The organism is Peribacillus sp. ACCC06369 (assembly GCF_030348945.1).
In the GTDB taxonomy this organism is placed as follows: domain Bacteria; phylum Bacillota; class Bacilli; order Bacillales; family DSM-1321; genus Peribacillus.
Genome location: NZ_JAUCEN010000002.1, coordinates 3,982,312 through 3,994,797, shown reverse-complemented (window position 1 = coordinate 3,994,797; position 12,486 = coordinate 3,982,312). Strand labels below are relative to the sequence as shown.

Below are 12,486 nucleotides of genomic sequence, written 5' to 3'. Positions count from 1 at the left end.
TATGGATTCAAGGGGTTCCCAGGTGGTTCTCGCCTGCCCTTCACTTATTTATGGTGTGTTTTGCGGAAAGTTTTATACATGAAAACTACAGAGACTGTCGCCTGGATGGCCGGCAGTTTTTTTATTTGTCAGTGGGTGCATGCAGGCTTTTCCTGAAAAAATCATCTTGCAGGAATCCATCCACTCGTGTTATGGTTTGAACGATTATATTATAAATAGGGGTGTCATCATGCGTTTAAGAAATAAACCTTGGGCTGAAGACCGTTTGAATGATTTTCCACAATATGTAATTCAGCAGCCAGTGAGCCATAAAGGTAAATGGCATGAAGTTTTCGGTAACGATAATCCGTTATATATTGAAGTGGGTACGGGGAAAGGCCGTTTCATTACAGAAATGGCAAAAGCCCATCCTGATGTGAATTTCATTGGAATTGAAGTATATAGAAGTGTCATTGTAGCTGCATTGGACTTGCTGATTGAAGCGGATGTTCCAAATTTAAAGCTGTTGAATGTTGACGCAGCGAACTTAGGGGAATATTTTGCAAAAGGTGACGTGGATCGCGTCTACTTGAATTTCTCTGATCCGTGGCCGAAATCGCGTCATGCAAAACGTCGGTTAACGTATAAGACATTCCTCGAAGTATATGAAGGCATCCTGCCAGACAAAGGCGAGATTCACTTCAAGACGGATAACCAAGGGTTATTCGAATCTTCCTTGAAGAGTATTTCCGAATACGGCATGCTCTTGAAATATGTAAGCCTTGATCTGCATAACAGCAGTTTTGAAGGTAATATCATGACAGAATATGAAGAAAAGTTCTCGAGTAAAGGCAACCGGATATACCGCTTGGAAGCAATGTTCCAATAATCATCGATCAGAAACCAGGTGCACAGCATCTGGTTTTTTATTTTGTTTAAGCCGAATAAAATTTCATAAGTTCACACCAATTAAATGCTGCCATATACATGTCCAACAAAGTTATTAAGCAAGGATGTCAAGGAAACCCAACGGAGGTTTAGATAGAAATATATCCACCATTTCGTCTACCATGAACCATGTTTGCCTTTGTGATGGCTCTTTCGTTTGGGGGAAATCGTAAAGGTCTGATATGGGAGGGGGGCATTCACGAGGATGAGATGATTGTTATCAATTTCAATATATGGAAGTGGGTGTTAAACTATAGGAGAGGAGGGGTAAAATGGAAACGATGCAAATAGGGGAAATGAAATTAACATGGTTGAACGGCGGTGTGACTCACTTGGATGGGGGTGCGATGTTCGGTGTTGTACCGAAACCGCTTTGGTCCAAGAAGTATCCTGTTAACGAAAATAACCAAATCGAGTTACGTACTGATCCGATTTTAGTGCAGGCAAATGGATTGAACATGCTTATAGATTCCGGTATTGGTAATGGAAAGATGAATGAGAAGCAAAGACGGAATTTTGGGGTGACGGAGGAATCCAGTCTTGTCGAAGATCTTGGCAGACTTGGGATTCAACCAAATGATATCGATTACATTTTAATGACCCATCTACATTTCGACCATGCCTGCGGTTTGACGAAACGTGAAGGTGAAACTTGGGTGCCTGTATTCGGGCGTGCTGAAATCATTACGACTCAAACTGAATGGAATGAAATGAAAAACCCGAATATTCGTTCAAAAAGTACATATTGGGCAGAAAACTGGGAGGCTGTCGCTTCGCAGGTACGTCCTTTTGAAGGTGAACAAGAAATTACGAAAGGCATTAAAATGATCCATACAGGGGGGCATAGTGATGGACATGCAATCATCATCATTGAAGATGGTGGGGAAAGATTGATTCACATGGCAGATATCATGCCGACGCACGCGCATGCGAATGTCCTCTGGGTCCTTGCTTATGACGACTATCCCATGACTTCCATCGAAGCGAAGGAAAAGTGGATGAAATCCGGACTGGAAAATGGGTCCTGGTACAGCTTTTACCATGATGCCCACTACTGTGCCATCAAATGGGATGTAACGGGTAAAGAGATAATAGCCGAATTGAAACGGAATCGGTAAGCAGGAAAGCAAAAGGAGGACGTCATTTTGACGGCCCTCCTTTTTGTTTCAATCATTTTGCGCATTAAGCTCCAATATTGTTCCTGTAGAGGCATCTGCAACAAATTCGAATTGCTCGCGTTTTCCCTCTGTGTTTCTAGTGATCCCGCCTTTGTACACTTCATAGTCCAAATCATTTTTTGTATAGTTTTCCGGCTTCATCAAGATCCATGAGCCATATATATTTCCGTCCTTTTTGACTGTTTCCTTCACTTGGGCCAAGACTTTATCCGGAGAAGGTTTAATTGATTGATCCAATATTTGTTTTGTCGCATAGCCAGCAGCAAACCCGGCTACAGTACCTAGTAAAAACGTTTTCCAATTCATTGATTTCTCCTCCATTGCATTTTTTCAATCACTCTTTCTAGTATACAGAAGAACGCTTTATTTGACTAATAATTTGAAATTTTAACCATTAACTGATAAATTAGAACTTTCTAGTGTAACATGATGCTAAGTTCTGTAAAATAGTATAAAACAATACATAGGTTAGGGGTAGAAAAATGAATCATGAGACTTTAGAACTTTTTAAAACATTGACGGAATTACCGGGAGCCTCGGGAAATGAACATGCAGTTCGGAGTTTCATGAGGAGTGAGCTGGAAAAATATTCGGATGAAATCGTCCAAGACCGCCTTGGCGGAATATTTGGCGTAAAAAGAGGTAATCAAGAAGGGCCGACTGTACTGGTTGCCGGGCATATGGATGAAGTGGGATTCATGGTCACTTCCGTAACGGATAATGGAATGATTCGTTTTCAGACCCTTGGAGGCTGGTGGAGTCAAGTGCTTTTGGCCCAAAGAGTTGAAATCATTACCGATAAAGGGCCGGTCATTGGTGTCATCGGTTCGATTCCTCCTCATTTGCTTGATGAATCGCAACGCTCAAAACCAATGGATATCAAAAATATGCTGATTGATATCGGGGCGGATGATAAGGAAGATGTGAAGAGAATCGGTATTAAGCCCGGTCAGCAAATTGTACCGATTTGTCCGTTCACGCCGATGGCCAATGAGAAAAAAATACTGGCAAAAGCATGGGATAACCGTTACGGTTGCGGACTTGCGATTGAATTGTTAAAGGATTTAAAAGATGAAACATTACCGAATATCCTCTATTCCGGAGCAACCGTGCAGGAGGAAGTGGGATTACGGGGTGCGCAAACAGCAGCTCATATGATCAAACCGGATCTTTTCTTCGCCTTGGATGCAAGTCCTGCGAACGACATGTCCGGCAGTAAAAGTGAATTTGGGCAGCTGGGGAAAGGGGCGCTTCTCCGTATTTTGGATCGTTCGATGGTTACGCATCGCGGCATGAGGGAGTTCATCCTTGATACGGCCGAATCGAATGACATTCCGTATCAATATTTCGTTTCCCAAGGCGGCACGGATGCAGGGAGGGTCCATGTTGCAAACGAAGGCATTCCAAGCGGGGTGATTGGCATCTGTTCCCGCTATATTCATACACATGCATCCATGATTCATATTGATGATTATGCCGCTGCACGTGAACTGATCGGGAAATTGGTTCGTTCCTGTGATAAAACGACATTCGAGACATTGATAAATAACGGTTGATAGAGGAAGCTGAAATGGAAAGGGAGCTGTCATGAATCCTTTTCCATCAGCTTTTTTTTACATGGAAGGAAGGTAACCATATTGAAAATAGCAGTAGGCAGTAAGAATCCGGCGAAAGTAAAGGCAGTGCTTGACGTATATGAAGAAGCTGAAATCATATCGCTTCAAGTGGAAAGCGGTGTCTCGGAACAGCCATTTTCAGATGAGGAAACGATGGATGGGGCAATGACGCGTGCCCGGAATTGCTTAATTCATAGTGATGCCGAAATCGGTATCGGACTTGAAGGCGGTGTCGTGAAAATGGAGCAAGGCCTGTTTCTATGCAATTGGGGTGCGATGGCCACGAGGGACGGTGAGGTCTTTGTAGCTGGCGGAGCAAGAATCCCGCTGCCCGGAATTGTTGCCGGGAAGCTACTGCACGGTGAAGAGTTGGGTCCGGTGATGGACGCTTACACAATGCAGGAGAATATCAGCAAAAAGGAAGGAGCAATCGGCGTGTTTACAAATGAGCGAATCACCAGGGGGGAAATGTTCCTTCATATCATGAGGATGCTTGCGGGTCAACACGAGTATAAGCTGAAAATGAAAAAGTAGGATTTTTGAATCATGTCATGACTGAAATAGCCATGGAATGATGATAGAAGAGTACATATGTCGGTTCGAATCAGGAAAAAGAACACTGCCAAAACAGAGCAGAATCTGACAGGATTTTAATGGGTGGGGTTGCTAGTATAGATGACAAGGGGTGAGCGGAATGGGGTGGGTTGAATCAATCCAAAAGGCAATCGAGTATATCGAGGAGCACTTATTGGAGGACCTGACAATCGAGAGTATTTCCAGGCAGGCGAATGCCTCAGCTTTTCATTTTCAACGGACATTCACCATTTTAACGGATATTTCCATTGGTGAATATATCAGGCGTCGAAGACTGACCTTAGCGGCCCAAGAAATTTCATCCACAAATGGCAAGGTCATTGATTTAGCCTACAAGTATGGCTATGACACTCCCGAGGCATTCTCAAAAGCTTTCCGAAGGCAGCATGGAGTATCTCCAAGCGAAGCACGAAAGTGTATGGGGAAGCTGAAATTCTATGAACGCCTGGTGATACAGGTGATTTTGAAAGGGGCAAAACCGATGAAATACAATATCCTCGAAAGGGATTCCTTTCAATTGATAGGAATCAAGCAAGAGTTTTCCTTGGTCAATGAAGAGAATTTGGTTGGGATCCCGATGTTGTGGGATAAAGTGAATACGGATGGAACCAGCGATAGGTTAGGAAAGTTGAACAATGGCCAAATAGATGGCTTGATTGGTGTATGTGTCGATAAGCGGGCAGTGGAAAAAAATGAAACGATGGATTATTGGATAGGTGCAGAGTATGCCGGGAAAGTGCCTGAAGAGTTTTCAACCCTTACGATACCGGCTTCCAAGTGGGTCGTATTTGAAGTTCACGGACCTATGCCGGATGCCATTCAAAAGGCTTGGAAGCAAGTCTTCTCCGAATGGTTCCCTACCAGCGGTTATGAACATGCCGGAACTCCCGAAATGGAAGTATACGCGAATGATGACGCTTCAAATCCTGACTATTACTCGGAAATTTGGATTCCCATTAAAAAGGGATAAGTTTCAACCCATAAATATTTGCTTTTAGCTTGTAGGGTAATTTTCCCTACAAGCTTTTTATTTGGGTAAAGACCGTTTCTCGTTATTGATATAAGGGGATACTCCTTCGGCGGGAGATTTATAACCCTTCTTCAAAAATATAAGAAAGCACCTTCATGGCTTGGTTCACGGATTCGACCGTTACACTCGCCTTTTCCGATAATTCCTTTAAGGCATGGTGATGGGATTCCGGGCGAATCAAAATAAGCGGTTTACCCAGGGAAAGGGCAGTGCTTGCGTCCATGGCAGTATTCCACTGTTTATATTTCTCTCCAAACAGGGCGACGACAAGATCAGCTTTTTTCATCAAAAGACCTGTCCGCAAATTATTGATTTGGGAAGCGGCCGCATCCTTCAGAATAGGGTTCGGCTGTTCTCCGAGAATATCTTCACCGATATTATCGGAGCGTTCATGGTTCTCCATCGGACCGACGAATTCTAAAGGAAGCTTCAGTGCAGAAGCCTTATCTCTCAACTCACTTCTCCAACTTGAATGGATCTCCCCAGCAAGATACACAGTTAATTTCATTGTTTTCCTCCTCGGTATTTAAATTGTTTTCATTGTATCATGTTTTTTAGAAAATGGATGAATTCCATAAATAAGGATAATAGTATCCATAAGTGAATAAAAGAGACGGCTGGAGGAATGAAGATGGCTTTATCGAATAAGAAATTTCTTGTTTTCCTGTTAATAAGCAGTTTGCTTGTTGGCTGCTCAGGTATCGAGAGACAAACCGAAAAGGCAATGAAGGCTGCTGAAGTGGCTTTTCGTGACGATGAAAAACAGCCCAATCTCGAGGCAGGGCTTATTCAAGTCTATCTGCCAAAGGAATATAGGGTAGTGGAAGAACATGATAATAATTTGATTTTACAAAAAGGTGATAAGGCTTATATATTATTTGTCAATCCGAATGAAAAAGAAGACAGCTCCGTTTTATATTTGGCGATAAAGGAACAAGGAGATCAATATTTGGTGCTGCATTCCTTTCAAACTGATGATAAATTCGGCTTTATCTCGATTAAAGAGATACCGAAAGAAAAGTATGAGCTTGCAGTGGGGATCGGTGGGGTCAAGCTGACAACCGAAACGGATAAAGAGCATTTAAAAACCGATGCGAAACAGATGATGGAAATCGTATCATCCGTGCCCCATAAATAAGATAACTCCCCAATTTCCCGGTCATTCAACCGATCCGTATTAATGGTTGATTCGCGGAGAGTCTGGTATGATGGGATTATAAAAACTAAGGTGACATATAGAGCAGGAGGAATATTCAAATGGAAAAGTTACAAACCATTGAGCAATATGATGCATTAAAAAATGAAGGCAAACATATTTTTCTTTTTTCGGCGACATGGTGTGGAGATTGCCGTGTAATCGAACCGATTATGCCGGAGATTGAAACGAAATTTCCTGACTTCACATTCATTTATGTGGACCGTGATGAATACATCGATGTCTGTGCAGCTAATGATGTATTCGGAATACCAAGTTTCATCGCTTATGATAATGGCAAAGAGCTAGGTAGATTCGTGAGCAAGGATCGCAAAACACAAGAACAAATTGAGGAATTCATACAATCACTATAATCAATTTCCCCTTCTCGCTGGGGATTTTTCAATGAAGAGGAGGGTCAACCATGAAAATGGACAGCACAAAGCTGAAAAATATCTTGAAGGAACGGTTAAAAGATGATAATCGGACTTTCAAATTCGATAGCAAGCAAGATACGTTACGCGTGGAAAATGTGAAGACCGGGAAGGGGATCACCATCGAGCTGCCTCCTGTACTTGCTAACTATGAAAACGTACAGGAAAAAGCCATCGATGAAATCACCTATTACGTGGAAGAGGCCCTGAATGTGATGGGGGAAGAACACAGCATGGAAGGCAAGGAGAAATTCATTTTCCCAGTCATCCGCTCTACCTCCTTTCCAATGGAATCGGAAGAAGGAAATCCATTTTTATTCGATGAGCATACGGCTGAAACCCGGGTTTTTTATGCCCTTGATTTAGGAAAAACCTACCGTCTTATAGATGAAAAGATGATTCAACGGGAAAATTGGCAGGGTGACAGAATCCGTGAAATTGCCCTTTTCAATGCCCGTTCCCTCTCCACTGAAATGAAGTCGGATATCGTCGCGGATAATGCATTTTATTTTTTGAACACGAATGATGGATATGATGCCAGCAGAATCCTGAATGAATCCTGGCTTCGGGAAATGAAGGAAAAGATCGAGGGGACCATGGCTGTGGCCATTCCGCATCAGGATGTCATCATCATTGCCGATGTTAAGAATGATACGGGTTATGATATTCTTGCGCAAATGGCCATGAGCTTCTTTGCCAGCGGTCATGTACCGATAACGGCTCTATCATTCCTTTACGAAGATAATGAGTTGGAGCCCATTTTCATTATGGGTAAAAACAAAAAGCGAGAACAATAAATCATCGCAAAACATAAGGACCGTGTCAGCATTGGGGAAACTCCATCTTGGCAGCGGTCCTGTTTTATTATCGAGAAGTATATACAATTTTAATAGAGTTAATTTACCAGACCGAAAGAAAATTTTAAACCTTATGAATAAACATTAAGGGGGACGATTATCGTGAATGTGAAAAGTAAATTAATGAACATGCTGGAAGCCCGTAAAGAGGAAATGGTTCAAATCCGCCGTCATTTACATGAGAATCCGGAGCTATCTTTCAAAGAAGAGAAAACGGCACAATATATCATTGATTTTTATAAAGGGAAAGATGTGTCGATTCAAACGAATGTAGGAAATGGATTAGGGATCATCGTAACGATCGAAGGCGGAAAACCAGGGAAAACGATAGGTCTCCGTGCGGATTTCGATGCATTGCCGATTACAGAAGAAGCGGAGGTCCCATTCCGTTCAAAAAATGAAGGTGTCATGCACGCCTGCGGACACGATGGGCATACCGCTTATTTATTGGTACTGGCCGACTGCATCAACGAGTTGAAAGATTCCCTATCAGGCACTATCAAAATAATCCATCAACATGCAGAAGAAACACCCCCAGGAGGAGCAAAAAGCATTATGGAATCAGGTTTTTTGGATGAACTGGATGCTGTTTTTGGAATCCATTTATTTCCGTCGCATCCAGCGGGGGTCGTCGGGTATCGCGGCGGCTATTCGATGGCTGGACGGACCTATTTCAAGTTAGCGATAAAGGGTGTAGGCGGTCATGGTTCCTCCCCGCATATGGCTAATGATGCCATTGTGGCAGGCGCCCATTTCGTGACAGCCGTACAAACCGTAATCAGCCGTCGCTTGAACCCTTTTGATATGGGCGTAGTCACAATCGGCTCCTTTGATGGAAAAGGAAGCTTTAATGTCATAAAGGATCGTATAGAAATTGAAGGGGATGTCCGTTATATGACAGCAGAGACCCAACAGCTGATAGATAAGGAAATCCATCGGATCGTCAAAGGGGTGGAAACGGAATTTGATGTTCAGTGCGAACTTACCTATGTGCCTGATTATCCTCCGTTATATAATGACCCTGAACTGACTGGATTCGTGAAAAATAGCCTGGAAAGCATGCATGATAAAGATATTAAGAAGGTCGTGGAATTTCCGGTATTCTCAGGTTCAGAAGATTTTTCGTATTATGCGGAAAAGATTCCTGGCTGCTTCTTTTACATTGGCTGTAAACCGAAAGGGGTGGAAAAGCCATATTTCAATCACCATCCTAAATTCGACATTGATGAAGATGCCATTTTGATTGCTTCCAAATCAGTGGCGCAGGTTGTATGCAGTTTTTATGATTGGGCTTAGTGCCATTGGTCTTGGTTGCAAAAAAAAAAACGCTTGAACCCACAAACACCGTTCAGTATTAACGAACGGTGTTTTATAGGTTTCAGCCGTTATTTGGATGCCACAGGAGGTTTCGTGAAGGATGATGCAATAAATGACCAGCTTTCATCCTGGGCTGCATGAAAACTTAATCTCTTTGTAAACGCGATTTAACAGCGGTGTTTTATTTAAATAGTAGACTAGGGGCTAATGTTATTTCGCGATGGATAGGTTTAAACTCATTCCAGAAGGGGTTTAGTAGGGTAGGAGTTCTGCGAAATACGTAGAGTTGGTAAAGAATACGATTAAAAAAGTAGATACAAATCCCAAATTTTCTCGATATTTTAAAAATAACTGGTAGAATTAGTTACATAACTACAGATGTAGAAAGAGTGATAGGTTTGAAATGGCTAAATAAGATGAAAAAATGGTTCCAAGCAGAGGAAATTATTGAAATCGAAGAAATTATTATAGATGAACCGCTTGATGAAGAGACATTAAGGAATATGGATTTTTCGAAGCTTGCAAAGTCAAAGAAAGAAGAAATAAAAGTTTACAATCAAACAGTGGAAAAAATGTCACAGACTCCAGATCCTGATACGAAAATCCTGTTTCAATATCCAAAAGGACAGTTCAAGTTTCCGCTCATCCCTGACCGGGAGCAGAACAAAAGAAAGCCTAGGGAAAGAAACAGGGAAGATCACGAACCCAAACAGGGGAACGCGGCCAAAGAAACGAAAAGGCCTGTGAGGGATCCTGAACCAAAACGGAGAAACTTCGATCGGGAGCAAATCCCTAAAATAGTCCCGTCGAATACTCCATTCCGCCCAACGGAAATCCCTTCACCCATTTATGGATTCCGTCGCCCGGAAAAAAAAATAGTCCCTACTGAAGAAATTGTCGAATATGAATTGGAAAGTAAAATGCCGGTCCGTAAAAAAGAAGAACCCGATATTGAGATTCCGATATCCATCCCTGAAATCCCAAAAGCCAATGAGGAATTGACGATAGAGCCATCCGTCCTTGTACCAAAACAAACGGAAGAAAAAAGGGAAGGTTCGGAGATACCCGCTTTCTTTCGTAAGCATTCCATTGAGTCACCGCCTGAAGAAGCAGTAAGCGAGCCTGGTATAGATGAGCCAGCAGTAGAAAAAGAGGCTTATGAACAGGACCAAGTTGATTTTGGACGCGAAGTCGCTGTTTCCATTATGGAACAGGTGGACGAAACAACGCCTGAAGCTATTTCGGTTCCTTGGGAGGTAACTGCACAATCAACTCAGCCATCCGTCAGTCAAGGGACACAACCGGAAAGTGATCCATCAGAATCAATGCCGGAAGAACAGCCTAAACGTCCGAAAAAACATATCCCATTTAACGTGATGATGCTTAAGCAAGATAGGGAAAAAAATGGGTTCATCAATAAAATGATGCCGGAAAAAAAAAGCCCTGATGTCGAAATTGGAGTAGCATCATCTGATAAACGATCTCTGATTAACGCTGCTGAAACGGAAGCGGGACAAGCGAAACCATCCTCCATCCCTGAACGGAAATCAGAGGAAGGCAAAGTGATGTTTAAAGAGGAGGAGACTCCGGTCATTCAGCCAACGTTAGTGGACACTAAGCATGGAACCGAGACGGTTGCCGTGCCTGAAAATACAGTTGAATCCAATATCGGTTCGAACCCGGTCCCAGCAAAGTCTTTCGAACAGGGATCTCCCATTTCTGAAAATGTAAATCAAGAACCGGCTTATATAGAGGCGGCAGCAGAAGCTAAGCAGAGCGAAACCCCCGAAGTGTTTTGCTCCGTGGAAGCCAATGATAATCCATACTATGTGTTTCCGGATATCGAGTTGCTGACGCCTCCCACCTATGCTGTACATGATGATGAATGGCTCGAGGAACAGACTTTATTACTTGATGAGACGTTGAAAAATTTCAATGTCCGTGCAAAGGTCGTCAATGTCACGCAAGGACCGGCAGTAACTCGTTTCGAGGTGCATCCGGAACCCGGAGTGAAGGTGAATAAGGTGACGAACCTGATGGATGATATCAAATTGAGCCTTGCCGCTCAGGATATGAGGATGGAAGCGCCTATCCCGGGTAAGCATACAATTGGCATCGAAATTCCAAATAGGAAGAGCAAGCCGGTATTTTTGCGCGAGGTTTTGGAAAGTACTGAGTTTCAAGAGCATGAATCACCGCTTGCCGTGGCTTTAGGCCTCGATATATCCGGTCAGCCTATTATCACGGATTTGAGAAAGATGCCGCATGGATTGATAGCCGGGCAAACGGGATCGGGGAAAAGCGTCTGTATCAACACGATGTTGGTCAGCTTGCTTTATAAAGCGACGCCGCAGGAGTTGAAATTACTGTTGATCGATCCGAAAATGGTCGAGCTTGCCCCATATAATCGAATCCCGCATTTGGTCAGTCCAGTCATAACCGATGTAAAAGCCGCTACGGCTGCGTTGAAATGGGCGGTTGAGGAAATGGAACGGCGTTATGAATTGTTTGTACATGCCGGTGTACGTGATATCACCCGCTTTAATGACCAAGCGGAAAAAGCAGGTCAATATTCAAGCAAACTGCCTTATATCCTTGTGATCATCGATGAGCTTGCGGATCTAATGATGATGTCGCCTGCTGATGTAGAGGAAGCGATTTGCCGGATTGCCCAAAAGGCCCGTGCCTGTGGCATTCATTTGATTGTAGCCACTCAGAGACCTTCTGTCGATGTCATAACTGGATTGATCAAGGCAAATATCCCGACAAGGATCGCTTTTTCGGTTTCTTCACAAGTCGACTCCCGTACAATCATCGATAGCGGTGGTGCAGAAAAACTGTTGGGAAGAGGAGATATGTTATTTGCTGAAAACGGCTCTTCAAAAACGGTGCGCCTGCAAGGGACTTTTGTTAGTGATGAAGAAATCGATCAAGTCGTAAACCATGTCAAATTGGAGCAGCAACCGAACTATCTGTTTGAACAGGAAGACTTGTTGAACAGGGCACAGGTCACGGAAGAAGCGGATGAACTGTTTTTCGAGGCATGCGAATTCGTCGTGAGCCAACAGGCTGCTTCTGCATCGAGTGTACAAAGGCGCTTCCGTGTCGGTTATAACCGTGCAGCGCGTTTAATAGAAATGATGGAGCAGCAGGGAGTCGTTTCCGAATCCAGGGGCTCAAGGCCCAGGGATGTTTTGATTACGGAAGAAGAACTTGAATTTTTACATGTTAATTAAGAGAACCTATTAAAAGGAAATTGTATATAATGTGAAAGGGTGAAAACCCGTTATTATCACCTTAATTGAGGAAAAAACCAATGATTTGATAAATTGGCATCT

The 12,486-nt window shown here is 43.1% G+C and carries 12 protein-coding genes; 10 read left to right on the top strand and 2 right to left on the bottom strand.

Going from position 1 to position 12,486, the window contains the following annotated elements:
- The first annotated feature begins 229 nt into the window (after positions 1-229).
- Entirely contained in the window at positions 230-868 is a 639-nt protein-coding gene (trmB, locus tag QUF78_RS20240; RefSeq protein ID WP_289315315.1) for a tRNA (guanosine(46)-N7)-methyltransferase TrmB, read from the top strand.
- 331 nt (positions 869-1,199) lie between these two features.
- Positions 1,200-2,045: a YtnP family quorum-quenching lactonase gene (locus QUF78_RS20235; protein ID WP_289315316.1), complete on the top strand. Its 846-nt coding sequence runs from the start codon at positions 1,200-1,202 to the stop codon at positions 2,043-2,045.
- Positions 2,046-2,093: 48 nt separating this feature from the next.
- Here QUF78_RS20235 and QUF78_RS20230 read toward each other — a convergent pair whose 3' ends face one another.
- Complete coding sequence (locus QUF78_RS20230) at positions 2,094-2,411, bottom strand: PepSY domain-containing protein (protein WP_289315317.1); 318 nt, start codon at positions 2,409-2,411, stop codon at positions 2,094-2,096.
- Between the two features lie 176 nt (positions 2,412-2,587).
- Here QUF78_RS20230 and QUF78_RS20225 point away from each other — a divergent pair, with 176 nt between their 5' ends.
- The 3 genes from QUF78_RS20225 (at position 2,588) to QUF78_RS20215 (ending at position 5,285) form a co-directional block, all read left to right on the top strand.
- Positions 2,588-3,661, top strand: coding sequence for a M42 family metallopeptidase (locus tag QUF78_RS20225; protein ID WP_289326053.1), 1,074 nt, complete (start codon positions 2,588-2,590; stop codon positions 3,659-3,661).
- 81 nt (positions 3,662-3,742) lie between these two features.
- Positions 3,743-4,255, top strand: coding sequence for a DUF84 family protein (locus QUF78_RS20220; RefSeq protein ID WP_289315319.1), 513 nt, complete (start codon positions 3,743-3,745; stop codon positions 4,253-4,255).
- A gap of 160 nt (positions 4,256-4,415) precedes the next feature.
- Complete coding sequence (locus QUF78_RS20215; RefSeq protein ID WP_289326052.1) at positions 4,416-5,285, top strand: AraC family transcriptional regulator; 870 nt, start codon at positions 4,416-4,418, stop codon at positions 5,283-5,285.
- A gap of 118 nt (positions 5,286-5,403) precedes the next feature.
- Here the strand turns inward: QUF78_RS20215 and QUF78_RS20210 are convergent, their stop codons facing one another.
- On the bottom strand, positions 5,404-5,853 hold the full coding sequence (locus tag QUF78_RS20210) for a YtoQ family protein (RefSeq protein WP_289326051.1): 450 nt from the start codon (positions 5,851-5,853) through the stop codon (positions 5,404-5,406).
- Between the two features lie 123 nt (positions 5,854-5,976).
- Between QUF78_RS20210 and QUF78_RS20205 the strand changes: the two genes are divergently transcribed.
- The 5 genes from QUF78_RS20205 (at position 5,977) to QUF78_RS20185 (ending at position 12,384) form a co-directional block, all read left to right on the top strand.
- A complete protein-coding gene (locus QUF78_RS20205) occupies positions 5,977-6,483 on the top strand; it encodes a hypothetical protein (protein ID WP_289326050.1) in 507 nt (168 codons plus the stop codon).
- Positions 6,484-6,602: 119 nt separating this feature from the next.
- A complete protein-coding gene (locus QUF78_RS20200) occupies positions 6,603-6,914 on the top strand; it encodes a thioredoxin family protein (RefSeq protein WP_289326049.1) in 312 nt (103 codons plus the stop codon).
- A 50-nt stretch (positions 6,915-6,964) separates the two neighbouring features.
- Positions 6,965-7,771 carry a DUF1444 domain-containing protein gene (locus QUF78_RS20195; protein ID WP_289326048.1) on the top strand — a complete coding sequence of 269 codons (807 nt, stop codon included), beginning with the start codon at positions 6,965-6,967 and terminating at the stop codon, positions 7,769-7,771.
- 168 nt (positions 7,772-7,939) lie between these two features.
- Positions 7,940-9,127: an amidohydrolase gene (locus tag QUF78_RS20190; RefSeq protein WP_289327365.1), complete on the top strand. Its 1,188-nt coding sequence runs from the start codon at positions 7,940-7,942 to the stop codon at positions 9,125-9,127.
- 437 nt (positions 9,128-9,564) lie between these two features.
- On the top strand, positions 9,565-12,384 hold the full coding sequence (locus QUF78_RS20185; protein WP_289326047.1) for a DNA translocase FtsK: 2,820 nt from the start codon (positions 9,565-9,567) through the stop codon (positions 12,382-12,384).
- Positions 12,385-12,486 lie beyond the last annotated feature (102 nt).

Bases quoted from the DNA above. Each gene is read 5' to 3' on its own strand.
- trmB (WP_289315315.1), top strand. From the start codon at position 230: ATGCGTTTAAGAAATAAACCTTGGGCTGAAGACCGTTTGAATGATTTT.
- QUF78_RS20235 (WP_289315316.1), top strand. From the start codon at position 1,200: ATGGAAACGATGCAAATAGGGGAAATGAAATTAACATGGTTGAACGGC.
- QUF78_RS20230 (WP_289315317.1), bottom strand. From the start codon at position 2,411: ATGAATTGGAAAACGTTTTTACTAGGTACTGTAGCCGGGTTTGCTGCT.
- QUF78_RS20225 (WP_289326053.1), top strand. From the start codon at position 2,588: ATGAATCATGAGACTTTAGAACTTTTTAAAACATTGACGGAATTACCG.
- QUF78_RS20215 (WP_289326052.1), top strand. From the start codon at position 4,416: ATGGGGTGGGTTGAATCAATCCAAAAGGCAATCGAGTATATCGAGGAG.
- QUF78_RS20210 (WP_289326051.1), bottom strand. From the start codon at position 5,853: ATGAAATTAACTGTGTATCTTGCTGGGGAGATCCATTCAAGTTGGAGA.
- QUF78_RS20205 (WP_289326050.1), top strand. From the start codon at position 5,977: ATGGCTTTATCGAATAAGAAATTTCTTGTTTTCCTGTTAATAAGCAGT.
- QUF78_RS20200 (WP_289326049.1), top strand. From the start codon at position 6,603: ATGGAAAAGTTACAAACCATTGAGCAATATGATGCATTAAAAAATGAA.
- QUF78_RS20195 (WP_289326048.1), top strand. From the start codon at position 6,965: ATGAAAATGGACAGCACAAAGCTGAAAAATATCTTGAAGGAACGGTTA.
- QUF78_RS20185 (WP_289326047.1), top strand. From the start codon at position 9,565: ATGAAAAAATGGTTCCAAGCAGAGGAAATTATTGAAATCGAAGAAATT.